General features: G+C 39.3%; 15 protein-coding genes and 1 pseudogene. 5 read left to right on the forward strand and 11 right to left on the reverse strand.

Going from position 1 to position 17,288, the window contains the following annotated elements:
• Position 1 precedes the first annotated feature (1 nt).
• From cysW to hemY, 7 genes are all read right to left on the reverse strand, one after another.
• Complete coding sequence (gene cysW, locus COE25_RS01610) at positions 2-889, reverse strand: sulfate ABC transporter permease subunit CysW (protein ID WP_088085606.1); 888 nt, start codon at positions 887-889, stop codon at positions 2-4.
• 334 nt (positions 890-1,223) lie between these two features.
• On the reverse strand, positions 1,224-2,057 hold the full coding sequence (gene cysT, locus COE25_RS01615) for a sulfate ABC transporter permease subunit CysT (RefSeq protein WP_098930432.1): 834 nt from the start codon (positions 2,055-2,057) through the stop codon (positions 1,224-1,226).
• A gap of 83 nt (positions 2,058-2,140) precedes the next feature.
• Complete coding sequence (locus tag COE25_RS01620) at positions 2,141-3,211, reverse strand: sulfate ABC transporter substrate-binding protein (RefSeq protein WP_088085604.1); 1,071 nt, start codon at positions 3,209-3,211, stop codon at positions 2,141-2,143.
• Between the two features lie 216 nt (positions 3,212-3,427).
• Positions 3,428-3,586, reverse strand: coding sequence for a YezD family protein (locus COE25_RS01625; RefSeq protein ID WP_098930434.1), 159 nt, complete (start codon positions 3,584-3,586; stop codon positions 3,428-3,430).
• A 354-nt stretch (positions 3,587-3,940) separates the two neighbouring features.
• Positions 3,941-4,444, reverse strand: coding sequence for a GNAT family N-acetyltransferase (locus COE25_RS01630; RefSeq protein WP_098930436.1), 504 nt, complete (start codon positions 4,442-4,444; stop codon positions 3,941-3,943).
• Between the two features lie 185 nt (positions 4,445-4,629).
• The gene (locus COE25_RS01635) at positions 4,630-5,877 is read right to left on the reverse strand and encodes a cation:dicarboxylate symporter family transporter (protein WP_088085601.1); all 1,248 of its coding nucleotides are present in this window, start codon (positions 5,875-5,877) and stop codon (positions 4,630-4,632) included.
• Positions 5,878-6,362: 485 nt separating this feature from the next.
• Positions 6,363-7,769, reverse strand: coding sequence for a protoporphyrinogen oxidase (gene hemY / locus COE25_RS01640; RefSeq protein WP_098930438.1), 1,407 nt, complete (start codon positions 7,767-7,769; stop codon positions 6,363-6,365).
• Positions 7,770-8,039: 270 nt separating this feature from the next.
• On the opposite strand from hemY, the gene COE25_RS01645 reads away from it, so the two are divergent.
• Complete coding sequence (locus COE25_RS01645) at positions 8,040-8,849, forward strand: alpha/beta fold hydrolase (RefSeq protein ID WP_098930440.1); 810 nt, start codon at positions 8,040-8,042, stop codon at positions 8,847-8,849.
• Positions 8,850-9,311: 462 nt separating this feature from the next.
• Here the strand turns inward: COE25_RS01645 and COE25_RS01650 are convergent, their stop codons facing one another.
• Together COE25_RS01650 and COE25_RS01655 are read right to left on the reverse strand one after the other, a co-directional pair.
• Complete coding sequence (locus COE25_RS01650; RefSeq protein ID WP_098930442.1) at positions 9,312-9,752, reverse strand: DUF1801 domain-containing protein; 441 nt, start codon at positions 9,750-9,752, stop codon at positions 9,312-9,314.
• Positions 9,753-9,931: 179 nt separating this feature from the next.
• Positions 9,932-10,120 carry a hypothetical protein gene (locus COE25_RS01655; protein ID WP_088085597.1) on the reverse strand — a complete coding sequence of 63 codons (189 nt, stop codon included), beginning with the start codon at positions 10,118-10,120 and terminating at the stop codon, positions 9,932-9,934.
• Positions 10,121-10,252: 132 nt separating this feature from the next.
• Here COE25_RS01655 and COE25_RS01660 point away from each other — a divergent pair, with 132 nt between their 5' ends.
• A complete protein-coding gene (locus tag COE25_RS01660; RefSeq protein ID WP_256942261.1) occupies positions 10,253-10,858 on the forward strand; it encodes an HAD hydrolase-like protein in 606 nt (201 codons plus the stop codon).
• A gap of 110 nt (positions 10,859-10,968) precedes the next feature.
• Positions 10,969-11,250 (forward strand): YggT family protein, encoded by a 282-nt coding sequence (locus COE25_RS01665; RefSeq protein ID WP_098930444.1) that lies wholly within the window; start codon positions 10,969-10,971, stop codon positions 11,248-11,250.
• Positions 11,251-11,289: 39 nt separating this feature from the next.
• Here the strand turns inward: COE25_RS01665 and COE25_RS01670 are convergent, their stop codons facing one another.
• A complete protein-coding gene (locus tag COE25_RS01670; protein WP_098930446.1) occupies positions 11,290-14,481 on the reverse strand; it encodes a DEAD/DEAH box helicase in 3,192 nt (1,063 codons plus the stop codon).
• A gap of 166 nt (positions 14,482-14,647) precedes the next feature.
• A complete protein-coding gene (locus tag COE25_RS01675) occupies positions 14,648-15,484 on the reverse strand; it encodes an aldo/keto reductase (protein ID WP_098930448.1) in 837 nt (278 codons plus the stop codon).
• Between the two features lie 208 nt (positions 15,485-15,692).
• On the opposite strand from COE25_RS01675, the pseudogene COE25_RS01680 reads away from it, so the two are divergent.
• Together COE25_RS01680 and COE25_RS01685 are read left to right on the forward strand one after the other, a co-directional pair.
• A pseudogene (locus COE25_RS01680) lies at positions 15,693-16,645 on the forward strand (S66 family peptidase).
• A gap of 97 nt (positions 16,646-16,742) precedes the next feature.
• Positions 16,743-17,216: a divergent PAP2 family protein gene (locus COE25_RS01685; RefSeq protein ID WP_088085587.1), complete on the forward strand. Its 474-nt coding sequence runs from the start codon at positions 16,743-16,745 to the stop codon at positions 17,214-17,216.
• Positions 17,217-17,288: the final 72 nt, after the last annotated feature.

Here is a 17,288-nt window from a genome sequence, read left to right on the forward strand (position 1 = left end):
CTTAGTGAACTCCTTCTCCAGGTTCAAATGATTTTTTTGCTTTCCATTCAATGACATTTTTTACAACCAAGGTGATGATGGCGAAAAATGACATTAAGGAAGCAACCGCAAATGCCGCGGAAAATTGATATTCATTGTATAAAATTTCAATATGGAGCGGCATCGTATTTGTCATTCCTCGGATATGTCCTGAAACGACTGAAACAGCTCCAAACTCCCCAATTGCTCGGGCACTACAGAGAATAATCCCATATAATAATCCCCATTTAATATTCGGCAGAGTTACCAAAAGGAATGTCTTCCAGCCGCTCGCCCCCAGTGTCAAGGATGCTTCCTCATCGGCCGTTCCCTGCGTTTGCATTAATGGAATGAGTTCCCGGGCGACAAAGGGCAGCGTCACTAAAAGTGTGGCCACTGCGATTCCGGGTACTGCGAAAATAATTTTGATATTATGGTCGATTAACCATTGTCCAAATAAGCCATGCGCACTAAATAATAGAACAAACACCAATCCGGCGATGACTGGTGAGATGGCAAATGGCAGATCAATAATCGTAATCAAAAGACTTTTTCCCTTAAAATTGAACTTGGTTACGGCCCAGGCGGCTGCCACACCAAAGATGGCGTTAAGTGGCACGGTAATCAAGGTAATGATCAACGTTAACTTGATTGCAGATAACGCATCTGGATTGCTAACGGCCTCTAGGAAAACGGCTATACCCTTATCAAAGGCTTTTATAAAAATGGCAACCAACGGTAATACCAAAAACAAACCTAAAAATGCTAATGCAAGTGTGATTAGCAACCAGCGTACGAGTCGCGGTTCTGAATTGCGGGTTGTAGTTTGAAGCGGTGTACTGGAATATTGGATTGGAACATTTCCTGCCATGGGTACCTCCTTCTGGGTCAAAAAATCGATCCTTTTTTGTTTGCTAAAATTTGATTCGCTGATATATGACTTAGTTTCGCTGATAAAAGGTCATTTTCGCTGATATATGACTTAGTTTCGCTGATAAAAGGTCATTTTCCGCTGATAAATTTTATAAGCTACCTGATAAGGTGTAATTTTACACTAGCAAGAACAACAATCCTGATGCAAACAGCCAATTTTTCAAATATTTCGCTTTGTTACAGATGTTTGTTTGCGGAAATACCAAGTTTGTTTGCGAAGCCAGGTGGTTTGTTTTGGAAACAGATAAAACCTCCTCTAAAACTAGTAATCTCTAAATAAATTTCCTATTCGTCCACCACTGCAATACGTTAATAATAAGTAGAATCGTGAAGGAAAAAATCAACATAACAGCTGCTATCGCCGTAGCACCGGCGTAATCATATTGTTCTAACTTGGTCATGATTAGCAGCGGAGTAATTTCTGTCTTCATCGGCATATTCCCTGCAATAAAGACGACCGAGCCATATTCCCCAAGCGCCCGGGCAAAGGCAAGCGCGAACCCCGTTAGAGCAGCTGGCAGGATTTCTGGAAAAATAACTTTAACAAATGTTTGCGAACGGTTTGCACCTAAACTAGCTGATGCTTCTTCGATTTCTTTTTCCAAGCTTTGCAGGACGGGCTGAACGGTGCGCACCACAAAGGGCAGCCCGATAAATGTTAATGCTAATGTAATACCGAGCGGAGTAAATGCCACTTTAAAACTTAAAAACTGCCCAACCCAGCCATTTTCCGTATACAAAGTCGTTAAGGCAATCCCGGCAATCGCTGTTGGTAAGGCAAACGGCAAATCAACTAGCCCATCAATGATTCTTCTACCAAGAAACTGATAACGTACCAGCACCCATGCGATTAGTACGCCAAAAATAACATTAATAAAAGCGGCGAAAAAGGCGGCACCAAAACTCAGTTTATAGGAGGCAACCACCCTCGGATCAGAAATCGTCCCCCAAATTTTCGACCACTCGACGGTCATCGAATTAATAAATATCATGGATAATGGCAGAATGACAAGGATGCTTATATAAAACATCGTAAATCCGAGTGAAAGGCCGAATCCCGGCAGTACACTATTTCTTTTCATTTTTAAACTTGCTAATCGTGCCATGAGGTTGACCCCTTCCGGATAAGATACATGTAGGGCATCCCAAATCGTAACGATTTAGGACACCCATCTAACTGAACTACTTACTATGGCTGGTAAATCTGATCAAACGTCCCGCCATCATTAAAGTGCGTCTCTTGTGCTTTTTTCCATCCACCAAAATCTTTGTCAATTGTGACTAAATTAATTTTTGGAAAGACATCTGCATACTTGTCAAGAATCTCTTGATTACGCGGGCGATAATAATTCTTAGCGATAATTTCCTGTCCTACATCACTGTATAAATAATTCAAATAGGCCTCAGCTACCTCTTTAGTTCCCTTTTTCTCGACGTTCTTATCGACCACGGCAACTGGCGGTTCGGCAAGAATACTTATGGATGGGACGATAATCTCAAACTTGTCTTTTCCTAATTCATTAAGTGTTAAGAATGCTTCATTCTCCCATGCTATTAAAACATCACCAATGCCTCGTTCAACGAAAGTGGTGGTTGCTCCGCGTGCACCAGAATCTAAAACTTCGACATTTTTATACAGTTGGCTCATAAACTTCTTAATTTTCGTTTCATCCCCATTAAATTTATCTTTTGCGTATGCCCATGCCGCTAAGTAATTCCATCTGGCTCCGCCTGAAGTCTTCGGATTCGGGGTAATGACGGAAGTGCCCTTTTTCGTTAGATCGTCCCAATCCTTAATCCCTTTTGGGTTGCCCTTTTTAACTAGAAACACAATCGTTGACGTATACGGGGTCGAGTTATCCTTCAGGTTCTTTTGCCAATCCTTCGAAAGTAAGCCGCCTAAGTTTGCAATCTCATCAATGTCATAGGCCAATGCCAGCGTAACAACATCTGCCTCAAGTCCATCGATGACAGCACGTCCTTGCTTCCCAGAGCCACCATGTGACTGTTGAATGGTTACCTTCTGACCTTTTTCCTTTTCCCAATACTTAGCGAATTCTCCGTTAAACTCTTCATAAAGTTCTCGGGTTGGGTCATATGAAACATTTAATAATTGGACAGGTTCTTTTGGTTTCGCGGCCTCTTGTTTGGTTCCCTCATCTTTTTTCTCAGTGCTTTGATTACTAGACTGACTGCTGCACCCTGCTAGAATAAGTGCGATAAGAATAAGTACGGTTGTGAATTTGTAAGCTAGTTTCATTTTGATTTCCTCCTTTTTTTTAACAAAAAAGGCTACCTATTTTTAGGACTATCGCTTAAAGGTCGGTTGTTTTCGGAGTTAAGATAAGTCCGATGAACAACAATCATCTTTCGCATGGGTCTAGAAAATAAGTAGCCTTCAGTAGACTGATCGGCTATATTTTTTTTAAAAATAAATCCAATAATAAGTGTGGTCACTTTTTGCAATGCATCATTGTTATTTAGATGTTTTCTTATTTTGTGCAAATCGTGTTTTCTCTGTCTTATCAATTTGAGTGATCGTACCGTCATGAACGGTTATGACCATAGAACCATACTCCATCCCCTTTAGTGTCGATAAAATATAGTTTGCTTTTGCTTGATCCACAATTGCCATATTGTCATCCTCCCTTAAACTCCTAATATCACATAAGAATACTTGGTTTTATGGTCTAAAAAAAGAACCTTTGATTCTATTCATCTACATAAACCTGAATAAATACAAAATGACTGACAACAATGTGGACTGCACTTACTAATCGGATAGATCATGATTAGTCCCCCTTCGAATAAAAAAAGACTTATACCCCTAAATAAGAGTATAAGCCTTTGGTTTTCCAATCAGCTTAATATTAAATTAATCGTTCTCTGAATCTATTTGAATTATTTACATTTTATTCTGACTTTCCCTACCTGTCAAGTGGGTTTTACAAAATAATTTCTAGTACCAGCTTTTGAAAACAATAAAGTACTATTCAAAAGTAAGTCGATACGCTTTCACAATGATTCCGTCATCCGCAGGTTCAAAATCGAATTGCGGTAACCTTTCAAAACCAAGGCGCCCGTATAGTCCCATTGCATTTTTCATAAAATCTGCGGTATGCAGGCCGATTGAATGAAAGCCTTGCACTTTCGCTCGTCGAATACATTCTGAAATCAGTGCCTTTGCCACCCCATTGCCTCGAGCTTGCGGTGTCACTGCGAGCATTCGTATTTCAGGATATTCCAACTCATCTACAAATCCTTCGTAGGCATCGGTTTTTGCAGGAAACAAGGCAATACTGCCTACTATTTTTCCATCAATTTCAGCAACAATTCGTTCCACATCCTCCTGCGCATCAGCATCGGACGAGATTGCGTGTTTAAGAGCCTTCCAATGATCTTCAGGAATGTTTTGGGCATGTTCTTCATATGAGTTTACTCTTTGTTCTCGAATGAATGATAATTCATCCGCTGCAGCATTACGAATAATCATTTAACCACCTGCTTCTAGTCAGTTTTTCTCAGTGTATTAATTGAGTATTTCTTACGGTTTTATCCATTTTAGTATGTAAAACTTTTATAAGTCAATAATATTACCTGACTTTATTTAAGATTCAGAATCATTAACCCAATGAAAAGGACATCTCCCATTTTAGAAGATGTCCTGTATTCCCTATTTTACGCTGCCTTACGTTCTTGATAATTTTTAAGCTCATGGCCTTCCCATTTTGTAATTACAATAGCAGCCAAAGAGTTTCCGACAATGTTTACACAAGTACGTGCCATGTCAAGAATCCGGTCAATTCCGGCAATAAAAGCTAGTCCTTCTACAGGAATACCTACGCTTCCCAAAGTGGCAAGAAGAACAACAAACGATACACCTGGTACCCCGGCAATTCCTTTAGAAGTTAACATCAATACAAGAACTAATGTAATTTGATGTCCAATACTCATATGAATTCCATACATTTGCGCAATAAACAGTGCGGCAATCGCTTGGTAAAGCGTGGAGCCATCTAGATTAAAGGAATATCCTGTTGGAATCACGAAAGATGTAATCGATTTAGGACAGCCTAATTTCTCCATTTTTTCCATAATTTTTGGAAGAACGGTTTCTGAACTTGCTGTCGTGTAACCTAAAATTAATTCGTCTTTTAAATATTTAATGAGGTGGATAATATTGAATCCTGCAATTTTTGCAACTAATCCAAGGATGACAAGAATGAAGAAAAACATGGATCCGTATACAACCAGGACCAGTTTTCCCAGTGGAATTAATGAGGTAATTCCAAATTTCGAAACAGTAACACCAATTAATGCAAACACACCGAATGGTGCGAGCTTCATGATTTGGTTTGTGACATAGAACATCGCATCGGCCGTTCCTCGGAAGAAATTAATAATTGGTATCCCTTTCTCTCCAATCGCAGCCACTCCAAGTCCAAACATAACAGAGAAGAAAATAATCGGTAACATTTCTCCGTTAGCTAATGATTGAATGATGTTCGTCGGAACAATATTTACAACGGTGTCAATCATAGAATGGGACTCAGTTTTTTCGGCTGTACTTACATAGCTGTTAATGTCCGTTTTAGTAAGTTTCGATTTATCAACGCCATCTCCTGGCTGAAACACGTTCGCAGCAAGAAGTCCAACAATGATCGCAATCGTGGTAATGATTTCAAAATAAAGCAGGGTTTTCCCGCCCAGTTTTCCTAAAGACTTCATATCACCAACGCCAGCAACACCAACAATAAGGCTGGAGATAACAATTGGGACAACAATCATCTTAATTAAGCGAATAAATATATCTCCAATTGGCTGAAGGTAGCTTGCCACATGTGGATTTCCGTAAAAAACCGCACCGACAATAATACCAAGTGTCAGACCAATGAAAATCTGCCATGCTAAACTAATCTTCTTCATATGCATTTCCCCTTTTTTATAATATTAAAAAATTGATTACATAGAGGTATCAACTAAGAAGTACAATCTTTCAAATTTTTTTATAAAATGATAATTTCTATCTACTAAACAGTCTATCTTTATTTATTTTAATAATAATTCTTCTATTAAACAACATATATTTAAGTGGGAATTACTCTCATTTATGATATTGATATAGTAAAAACCATAGATACCAAGGCTTCGCGCCTATTAATTGATTAGTTATTACTTTCAGAAAACCCGCAATCAAATTGACATATATACCATTTTTACATTCGAATCAGTTAAAAAGTTGGTAACAAAGCTTACACAAAAAGTCATTAGAAGTTATTCTAAAAATAAAAAAGAGAGAGGTATGCTCCCTCTCTCTTTTGGCATTTTATTGGAAAATTCCCTATTAAAAGTTATTGATTCCAGTCAAAAAAATAGAGCAGGAATATCGAATCCCTACTCCATCTTATTGACTATCTCAAAAACTCGAGTACCTTTTTAACTGCCGTCTCCCCCTGGTCGATACAGTCTGGAATACCAACACCTTCATAGGAACCTCCAGCTAGAAATACTCCGGGTAATTCCTTAGTCAGTGATTCCTTCACACTCTTCATCCGTTCAATATGACCAACATTGTATTGCGGCATCGCCTTTTTCCATCTTGTGATGATATGGAACAATGGTTTATCGGTAATGTTCATGGTCTTATTTAAATCCCGTAATGCAATATTAATAATCTCTTCATCTGATAAATCAACTGCCGCTTGATCATTTGGTTTTCCAACATAACAGCGTAATAAGGCCATATCCTTTGGTGTCGTACCAGGCCACTTTTTATGCGTCCATGTGCAGGCAGTTATTCTAAAGTCACTGTTTCTCGACACTAAAAAGCCCGTCCCCTCGATGTCCTGTTTAATTGCCGACTTTGGAAATGCCATGGCAACGTTGGCCACAGAATAGGATGGCATATCATCAAACGTGTGCATGAACGGATAATCAGAAAGCATTTTTTGTGCATGGAAATGTTCTGTCGCAATAACCACGCTGTCCGCCTGTTCAACCGTTCCATTGGCGAAGGTAATCGAATAGTGGTTCTGATTTCTTACAATTTTTTCAACAGGGACTCCTTTGCTAACAGCCCCCTCATCCATCCGCTTGACGACTTCGTCAATTAACGATTCCAGACCGGTTGATAAGGAGATAAACATTCCTTTTTTGGAAGGTTCTTTTTTCGCTGTTTTAGGTGGGGCTGGCATTGTCTTTTTCAAGCCAAGCACAAGGCTTCGATGTTTTTGCTCCATATGATAGAACATCGGAAACAATGACATTAAGCTTAAGCGGTCGATATCGCCTGCGTAAATCCCTGACAGTAGAGGGTCGATTAAGTTATCCACTATTTCATCCCCAAACCTTCTTCTGAAAAACTCACCGAGGGATTGATCTGCCTTTTCCAATCCCTTTGGTAAAATAAAATCACCTGCTGCCCGTAGTTTTCCTAGTGGGGAAAAGAGTCCTGAAAGCGCAAATGGTGTAACCTGGGTTGGGATCCCCATGAATGCTCCCTCAGGCATCGAATGGATCCTTCCTCTAGCGTATATAAAAGATTTCCCGGCTGTATTCGCGACCACTTTGTCTTCTAAGTCGACTTCTTTAATTAATTTAAGCGCACTGGCTTTTCGAGCCAGAATGGAATCGGGACCTTTTTCAATCATAAAGCCATCCCTCTTCACCGTGTGAATCACACCGCCAAAACGGTCACTAGCTTCATATAGCTTGACTTCAAGCGGCAGTGCTCTCTCCTTGATCTCCTTTTGCAAGTAGAATGCTGTTGCTAAACCTGTGATTCCTCCACCTATTATGATGACCTTCTTTTTCTCCATATCAAAAACCAGCTCCAGATAATTATTTTTAGAAAAAAATTCTATGTTGTATGAAAGTTAGTTTGCTCACATTTTCACATATATATATTTTTTTATAAAGGAGAGTGCGATCCATTCTCCTACATTTATCATTTTAAACTATTAAATAAAATAAAAAGTAGAAATTTACAACTTGTACCCAAATGTTCACGAATGTATTAGCCTAGCTATCCATGAATAGCTTATTGATAAAAGGACTTTTCCATACCTTTTTCAAAGGAGGGATAAAAAATGGGTTATTACGTTAAAGTGGCGCCTGAAGTTAATATATATGTTGAAGATATAAATCGCAAAAGTAGTAAAACCATCCTCTTTGTCCATGGCTGGCCAGCCAATCATAAATTATTTGAGTATCAGTTTAATGTCCTTCCTGCGATGGGATATCGGTGTATTGGGATTGATCTAAGAGGATTTGGCAAGTCAGATAAACCTTGGGAAGGGTACTCGTACAATAGACTTGCTGATGATATTCGCCAAATTGTTAAAGCACTTCGTTTACAGAGTTTCACGCTTGCAGGTCATTCTGTCGGTGGAGCGATTGTTATCAGGTATATGGAACGCCATAAGGGCTTTGGGGTATCGAAATTAGCCCTTTTTGGTGCGGCTGCCCCAAGTTTTATAAAGCGGCCAGGCTTTCCTTTTGGATTAGAGGCGAAGGATGTCAATGTCCTACTTGGGCAGATTTATAACGATCGGCCGAAAATGCTCTCTGATTTCACGAACATGTTCTTCCATCAGGCGCTCACTAAACCTTTCTCAGACTGGTTCTTTCAATTAGGACTTGAAGCAGCAGGGCATTCCACTGCAGGCTTACTAAACTCCTTAAGAGATGAAACCTTATTTACAGATATCAAGAGAATTCAGGTGCCTACATTGATTCTTCATGGTCAACATGATCAAATTTGTTTGCCACCGCTGGCTTCAATCTTGCATCAGGGAATTATCAACTCTAAACTTGTTTGGTTTGAACACAGTGGTCATGGTTTGTTCTGGGAAGAGCAGAAAAAGTTTACACAGGAATTGGCTAATTTCATTGGGTAAAGCGATATTCTCATGCAGGTTTCCATTTTAAGGCTCCTCTTCCCAAAAAAAATAAGCGCTTTCCACTCCAATTGTGGGAAGCTTTTGCTTAAAACTATTTTTGAAAGCCTTCTGTATTTTTTTAAATACTAAGGGAGCATTGTGTCCACCGAACCTTGTATTAATCAAATGAAGAATTAATTAACTCTTGTAAAACAAAAAGAAAAATTTTTTTATGAAAAAAAATGAATTTAAATAGATGAAAAGAATGGTGAAATTCCCCCTCCTTCGTCAAATGTTTTTAAAAAGTAGCTTTTTCATTTACCGTATGAGGACTTTTTTTCTCTCTTCGGTCAATGAAACGATCTTTCATTTACCGCATGAGCTCCTTTTTTCTCCTTTCGGTCAATGAAACGATCTTTCATTTACCGCACGAGCTTCTTTTTTCTCCTTTAGGTCAATGGAACGCTCTTTCAGACAAACTTACTCACTGCTTTTCGAATTCGGATAGGTTTTTTGCAAAAATTGAACCGATTGGGTAATTAGCTCTTTTAATACATCGATATCAATATCAGCGACCTTATTGATGTATACACACCCTTTTCCAGTTGTATGTTTCCCAAAGTCCTTTAGCAATTCCTCACGCTTTGTTGTTTCTCCCGGTGCAAAATACAAACTAATTTTTGCTTTTCGAGGTGAAAAGCCAACTAAAGGGGCATCCCCTTCATGACCTGATTCATATTTATAATGATAGGAACCGAAACCAATAATACTCGGCCCCCACATCTTTGCCTCAAAACCTGTTGTTTCAGTAAATATATCTATTAATTTGTACGCATCCTCACGTTTTTTTGGATTCTCAACATTTTCAATAAACTCAATCACACTGTTATCCGTTTCTTTTGTTTTTTGCTGATAGCTCATTCTATCTACTCCCATTCTTTATTTTGTTTACATTATTGGTAAAAAGAACAGATGACAGACACCTGTATTAATTTATACTCTTTATTTCTGCTTTTCCTACTTTAACGCCAATAATAAAAAACATAAAGCCCAAATAGAAGCATTTATTAAAAAAAATTATAGAAAAAAAGAGAGTATCACTACTCTCCTTCGTTTACAACAACCTTATAACCGTTTTGCTGCAACCCATCCTCAAATACATCCCTTGTGACTATGTAATAGTTTTCTCCAGTTTGGTCTGTGATGACCATTTCACTCGGACTCTTGTCCACTGCTGCTGCTTCTAAACTAAAGTATGGTAACCCCAGTTTTGAGTTATCAAACGACATTGTTATCCCCCATTTCTATCTTTTAACATGTACATTTCCCATGAAAAGTATAACAAATTTCAGACATCCATGTGACCTGATCGTTTCTTTTTTATTTAATCTTATGGTACTCTCTTTAAAGGTAAAATCAAAATGTTTCTGAAAAGAGGGATATTTATTAACATACTATGGGATTTCGACGGCACTCTTTTTGATACCTATCCAGCACTTGTCTCTGGATTCATCAAATTAAGCCAGCAAGACCTTGATCGCGATGAGGTGCTAAGGTGGCTAAAAATTGATTCCAAAACGGCCTTTAAACATTATGGAATAGATGAAAAGCAGAGACTTGAGTATCAAACCTTACATAACTATTATTCAAAAACGGAAAGTAAGCCATTTGAACACCTGGATGAAGCCTTATCTTCTGTTGATCACAATATTATTGTTACGCATCGCGATAAGGAATCGACCATCTTTCTGCTTAAAAAATATCATTTAGACAAATACTTTAAAGAGATTGTTTCTGTTGAGGAACAAGGTTTTACAAGAAAACCTCACAGCTCCTCCTACGAATATGTACTAAAAAGTCACCATATTGATTTGGTCGTCGGTGACCGTGACTTAGATTTAATTCCCGCTCGAGAATTAAATATTAAAACGTGTGCCTTTCAAAATCGGAACATTGAAGCAGATTTTCATATCGACAGCTATGCCGATTTTATCGCAGTAGTTCTTAACCCTCTTCAACAGAAATAGGTTGGAAGTTCCTTATTAATATTTTGAAACTTTATTGGACCTCAATCGTATATGTATACATAAGTAAGGTTTGTACGATTAAAAAATTATTATAGAATGGAAGATCTATATTGGGCTCTAATATTTTACTGATTGGACAGTATGCTTTTGAGATTTATTATTGGTTAATTTTAATATCTATTTTCAGTTCCTGGTTTCCTAAGTTTCAAGCAACAAAGATTGGTATCTGGATTGCCAAGCTTGTCGAACCATATTTAGGTTTGTTCAGAAGGTTTATCCCACCTCTTGGTCCGATTGACTTTTCACCGATCATCGCATTATTTGCCTTTAGATTTATCAGGCAATTTGCTTTAGAAGGTCTCCGTCAATCATTGAATGTCATCGGGGCATAAAAGCTATTAAAAAAGGAGTTGCGCTGCAGCTCCTTTTTTCTATATCATCAATATCTCCCTGATATCCTCTTCAGTAAGAGTTGACATGACTTTCTCATCAGAATCGATTATTTCTTCGATGAGATGTCGCTTTTTATCTTGCAATTCATTCATTTTTTCCTCGATCGTCCCTCGGGCAACCAGCTTGATGACCTGGACGATATTTTTCTGGCCCATCCGGTGGGCACGATCGGCTGCTTGTTCCTCGACAGCCGGATTCCACCACGTGTCATATAAAATGACGGTATCCGCACTCATCAAATTAAGACCTGTTCCTCCTGCTTTCAAGGAAATGAGGAACAAATCCCGTTCACCGCGATTAAAGCGATCGCAGATTTCAACTCGTTCTTCAGATGGAGTCTGTCCATCCAGGTAAAAATAAGGCAATCCTTTCGCAGTCAACGCTCGGCCAATAAGATCAAGCATTTTCGTAAACTGTGAAAAAATTAACACCCTTCTTCCAGAAAGCTTTGTTTCGTCAACAATCTGCAAGAGTTGTTCGAATTTCGCTGAATTCCCTTGATACCCATCGACAAACAAGCCTGGATGACAGCAAATCTGCCGCAAACGAGTCAAACCCGCTAGGATTTTGATTCGATTCTTTCGAATCGTATCCTTGTCCAAATGCTTCAACGTGTCGTGCCTAAGTTTTGCCAAATAGGCTGCATACAGCTTCTTTTGCTCAGGAAACAGTTCAACAGATTCCATCAATTCCATTTTTCCAGGAAGTTCGGCAAGGACATCCTCCTTCAACCTGCGCAGTAAAAAAGGACGGATTCTTCGTGCAATGTTTTTCCTAGAAAGCTTGCTATATTCCTTTAGCCCAAGGAACAATTCAGGAAAGACGACGTGAAAAATCGACCACAACTCTTCTAATGAATTTTCTACGGGTGTCCCCGTAAGTGCAAAGCGATGATTGGCCTGTAATATCTTTGCTGCACGGGCTGTTTGCGTTAACGGATTTTTAAAGGCTTGCGCTTCATCAAAAAACACCGTATGAAAGGATTGCTTCTCAAACCAGCTGATCTCGCGGCGCAGTAAAGGGTAGGAGATGATCATTACATCGACATCCTTCCCTTTCTTCAGAAGCTTGGTTCGCTCTGCTTTTGTTCCATCAATGACAGCAGCCTTTACCTGGGGAGCAAATTTCCTGATTTCACTTAGCCAGTTATACGTCAAGGATGACGGACAAACAACGAGGGCTGGCTGGTTATTTTTACGGATATCGGACTGAACTGACATAATAAAAGCGATGCTTTGAATCGTTTTTCCAAGTCCCATATCATCGGCCAGTATCCCGCCGAAGCCGTAGTATGCCAGAGTCTTCATCCATTTAAACCCATGCTTTTGATAATCTTTAAGGATGGGCTCTAAACTCGTTGGCACCTCGAACTCCAACCGGCCTGGATTGTGAAGGTGATCCAGGAACTGCCGAAAGGATTCCTCTAACTTAAACGCATCACTAACCTCAACCGTATCAAGAAGTTGAAGACTCTGCTCAATTGGTAAATCCAAACCACTGGCGAGATCCTTATTCTTGGCAAGTGGTGAGTAAAGAAAACGCTGGATTTCATCGAATTCTCTCGTCTGAAGTGAGAGCAGCGACCCATTAGGCATACGATAATATTTCCGTTTTTCCTCTAGTGCCGACAAAACCTCACGTATTTGTCCTTCAGGAATGCCATCCATTTCAAATTTAAATTCAAGCCAATTGGTTCGTTCCTTTTTGATCCTTACCCTAACCTGCGGGCGAAATTCCCCTCTGGAAATCCGATTTCTTACAGCCGTCGTTGCATAAATTCGGACGAGCTTTTGGAGCTTTGGGACGACATAGGTCAGAAAGTCATACTCTAGCTCTTCATTATGAAGAAAATATCCTCCATCTGTCTTGGCAAACGAGCTATCCTCAAAGAGCTGGAGGATTTCATCTTCCTTTTCTACATCACGGATTACTAAAGAGCCAGATGGGAGATCTCTACTTTCCAATGGATTAATGATCCAATTTTCGTAATGAAATTCGAGTCCAGCTAGCAAGCGGTTTTTGACACGATCCAAGTAGAGTTTGGCCACGAGTGGTGTGTTCATCAATTGCTTCGTGATCGTTTCTGCAATCGTAACCTGCCCTAATTTTTTTAACCCTGGCGCCACTTTTTCCAGAAAAAAGCGGATTTGCTCTTGCGGAATGGGAATTTGATTGGTTCCTGAGGCATCCAACATCTTTTTCAGATCCGAAAGACGTTTATAGTCCTGATCTTCTAGTTGTTTTACTTTCCCTTCGTATAAAACGGAATGATAGGCACTTAAGAAAATCATCCGATGCAAGTTTTTGACCTTCAGTTGATAACCGTTTCCTTCCGCTTTTGTAAAATCAAACTGTAATGGCAGCGATTCGGCTGATAAGTGCAGACCTTGAAAGGTATGTCCCTCAGATTCCACCTTCACATAGGGAATTTTTATGAGCAACGGAAGCAGCCGTTCCCAAGAGGATGATGGAATGAACAGCATCTGATGTTGATTGGTGTCAGGCACCACATCCACATAAACCTTTTCATCCCGTAGTACTTGGATGAGCTGTTCAAGAATGGCATTGGTTTCTTTTTGAAAGCAATGGAGATTTGGATCGTATTTGAATGAGCTCGAAAGTGAGTAAGTCTTTCCCGTACTTACCCGCTCCAAAAACATTCGGATATTTTCCACCTCAGTTGATACGACGGTCATTTCGATAGCGAATAGGTATCTTCCTTTGCCAACCTCCATGGGTTTACAGGTAAACTCGATATCAAGTACATTTCTTTTTTCAAAATGGAGTTGATGACCACTTGAGCGGACAGGCTGATCCGTAAAAAGTGTCAGTAACCCTTTAGTAAGATCCTGATTATTTGAACTGGAAACCATCGGGATGGTTCCTTTCTGCTGGTGCTCGTAAATGGACAATAAAACAGCCGCAATATGCTGACAATCCTTTGTAAACGAGGCAAGCTTTGGGCAGCTGCATTCCGTTAAAATATCATCGTTGACACCCGCTTCGATTGTCACATGGAAGTCTTCCTCACCTGTAACCGTAGCTTGACAACGGTCAGGTCGATATTGTTCAAATGTCACTTTATTCGTTTGATAAAAATAATCTCCTCGTTTGAAGGAGACAGTGCCACACATTTCTTTGATGAGTTTTTGATTTAATGGGATGTTCACGTGTCCTGCTCCTTCCTGAGTTTATACCCAATTAAGATATAGAACATTATAGCATACGTACTATTTTTTATAATTCACTTCAACATAGTAAAAGGAAGGAATGATAAGATAGTAGGAGTAAAAAAAGCGTCTGCCATTCATTTCTGAATGGCAGACGCTTGAAATATTAAAAGCCTACGCTCATCGTATCCGGATGGGAGCCAGCACGGCTATCTTGATTCAATCCATCAATTTTGTCCATATCTTCAGTGGATAATTCAAAATCAAAAATATCCGCATTTTCAATAATGCGATGTTCTTTGATTGATTTTGGAATCGTAACCACTCCATGCTGTAAATCCCAGCGCAAGATCACTTGAGCAACAGATTTATTATATTTATGCGCAAGATCTTCAAGGACCGGTTCATTTAGAAGCTTCCCTTGTTTTAAAGGTGACCATGCTTCCAGTTGAATACCTTCATTTTTACAAAAGGCAAGAAGCTCTTTTTGGGTTAAGTGCGGATGGAACTCCACCTGATTTACCATCGGTTTAATCTCTGCAGAACTGATTAAATCTTCTAAATGGTGAACTTGGAAGTTACTAACGCCAATCGCACGCACACGCCCCTCTTTGTAAAGCTTTTCAAACGCCTTCCATGTCTCTTTATATTTATCTTTTCCTGGCCAGTGAATTAAATAAAGATCTAAGTAATCAAGTCCAAGCTTAGTAAGACTTGTTTCAAACGCCTTTAACGTTGATTCATATCCCTGTTCGGAATTCCAAAGCTTTGTTGTAATAAACAAATCCTCACGGGGAACGCCAGAATCCTTAATGGCTTGGCCTACACCTTCTTCATTCCCATAAATAGCGGCTGTATCAATGCTTATGTATCCGTTATTGATAGCAGCTTTTACAGACTGAATAACCTCTTCCCCTTCGGTTACTTTAAAAACTCCTAATCCCACCCATGGCATCTTTACTCCATTGCTTAATGTAGTCGTGTCTTTCAAATTTGTTGGCATCATTTATTCCTCCTTTAATTTGGACGTTGTTATAATAATCACATAATTATTGAAAAAATTCCATTCTAAGGAATTTCTTTATTAAAATGTAGCAGGGTGTCATTCATTTTGGTAAAATCATGTAAAAACGTTTGGAGGGATCATCATGATTACCTATCCGTATTTAAAAAAAGGAGCAACTATCTGAGTAACCGCACCCTCTTCAGGGGTGCCGCCACAATTACATGAAATGCTTAAACTTGCATGCAGCCGAATGGAACAACGAGGATTCAAGGTAAACTGTGGGGAAACAGCTTGGACTCAAAACAAGGCAAAATCTGCCCCAGCTCTAAAACGTGCGGCTGAATTTAATACCATGATGTGTAACAATGAAATTGACATCCTTATTCCGCCGTGGGGAGCGAATTATTGATAGAAACTCTCGAACATATTGACTTTGAAAATATAAAAAATAAGTGGATATTAGGATACTCAGATATTAGTGAATTATTACTAGCCATTACCTTAAAGACAGGTATTGCTACAGCGCACGGGACAAATATTGTAGATTTACGTGGGGAATTTATGGATGAAACGACAGCCATGTGGCAGTCGGTCTTGTCGACCAACAAAGGAGAATCTGTGATTCAACATTCCTCTGAAAAGTATCAAAAGGAATGGCAGCATACAAATCCTTCTCCCTGTGTTTTTCATTTAACCGAACATACTGCCTGGAATACTGTCGGGAACCGACCAGTTAGGATACATGGTCGATTACTCGGCGGATGTATAGACATTATCAGACATCTTATTGGGACGCCCTTCGGTGATGTAGAAAAGTTTAGAAAAAAACATATCAACGGCGAGCCCGTCATTTGGTATTTAGAGAATTGTCAAATGAATACCCCTGATTTGCGAAGATCCTTGGTTCAAATGAGGTTAGCTGGGTGGATTGAAAACTGTTCAGGCCTGATGTTTGGCCGGAGTGAAGCGAATAGGTCTGTCGAAAACTATACTGTGGAGGATGTCTATCAAGACCTTGCCGATGAGCTTGATATTCCAATTATTTATGATATTGATTGCGGGCACCTCCCACCACAAATCACCTTCATCAATGGTGCTTATGCGGAGGTGGAAGTCTCAGAAGGTAAGGGAACGGTTTTTCAATTTTTTCGTTCATGATTATTTGGACGGAAACAACCAGGACTTATTAAATCAAATTTGATTAGTAATGGGTTTTATTCATATTATAAGTACAAACACAAATTAGGAGGATCATATGTTTTTATCCTACCCCATTTTAGCCGCCCTTTTAGGAATGTTTATTGCCCAATTTGTAAAAATTCCGATACACTATTTTGCTTCAGGAGAATTAAGATGGAACTTGATGTTTAGCACTGGGGGAATGCCTAGTTCTCATACAGCTACAATTATTTCATTAACTACTGCTATCGGTTTAACTTCTGGACTTCATTCTAATGAATTTGCAATTTCTGTGATCGTATCACTAATTGTCATGCATGATGCTACCGGGGTTCGAAGACATGCAGGCTATCATGCAGAGGTTTTAAATACATTGTTAGTTGATTTCAATCTTTTAATTGATACCTTAAAAAACCCGAAGTTAAAGAAAACAGAGTCTAGAGAAAAGCTGAAAGAATTATTAGGTCATCAACCGGCAGAAGTATTTTTTGGATTGGTCACAGGAATCATTGTTGGTGTGCTAACCTATCAGTTTTATCCGTTTAACTAGTCGTTTTGGATCGTGGTCTAGCCTATCCATCGGCTGCCGCAATGGCAGCCGATTTTTAATAAGCGTAGTTAG

The organism is Bacillus sp. AFS031507 (assembly GCF_002584635.1).
GTDB lineage: Bacteria > Bacillota > Bacilli > Bacillales > Cytobacillaceae > Neobacillus.

Coding starts and splice junctions, on each gene's coding strand:
- cysW (WP_088085606.1), bottom strand. CDS start 889: ATGGCAGGAAATGTTCCAATCCAATATTCCAGTACACCGCTTCAAACT.
- cysT (WP_098930432.1), bottom strand. CDS start 2,057: ATGGCACGATTAGCAAGTTTAAAAATGAAAAGAAATAGTGTACTGCCG.
- COE25_RS01620 (WP_088085604.1), bottom strand. CDS start 3,211: ATGAAACTAGCTTACAAATTCACAACCGTACTTATTCTTATCGCACTT.
- COE25_RS01625 (WP_098930434.1), bottom strand. CDS start 3,586: ATGGCAATTGTGGATCAAGCAAAAGCAAACTATATTTTATCGACACTA.
- COE25_RS01630 (WP_098930436.1), bottom strand. CDS start 4,444: ATGATTATTCGTAATGCTGCAGCGGATGAATTATCATTCATTCGAGAA.
- COE25_RS01635 (WP_088085601.1), bottom strand. CDS start 5,877: ATGAAGAAGATTAGTTTAGCATGGCAGATTTTCATTGGTCTGACACTT.
- hemY (WP_098930438.1), bottom strand. CDS start 7,769: ATGGAGAAAAAGAAGGTCATCATAATAGGTGGAGGAATCACAGGTTTA.
- COE25_RS01645 (WP_098930440.1), top strand. CDS start 8,040: ATGGGTTATTACGTTAAAGTGGCGCCTGAAGTTAATATATATGTTGAA.
- COE25_RS01650 (WP_098930442.1), bottom strand. CDS start 9,752: ATGAGCTATCAGCAAAAAACAAAAGAAACGGATAACAGTGTGATTGAG.
- COE25_RS01655 (WP_088085597.1), bottom strand. CDS start 10,120: ATGTCGTTTGATAACTCAAAACTGGGGTTACCATACTTTAGTTTAGAA.
- COE25_RS01660 (WP_256942261.1), top strand. CDS start 10,253: ATGTTTCTGAAAAGAGGGATATTTATTAACATACTATGGGATTTCGAC.
- COE25_RS01675 (WP_098930448.1), bottom strand. CDS start 15,484: ATGCCAACAAATTTGAAAGACACGACTACATTAAGCAATGGAGTAAAG.
- COE25_RS01685 (WP_088085587.1), top strand. CDS start 16,743: ATGTTTTTATCCTACCCCATTTTAGCCGCCCTTTTAGGAATGTTTATT.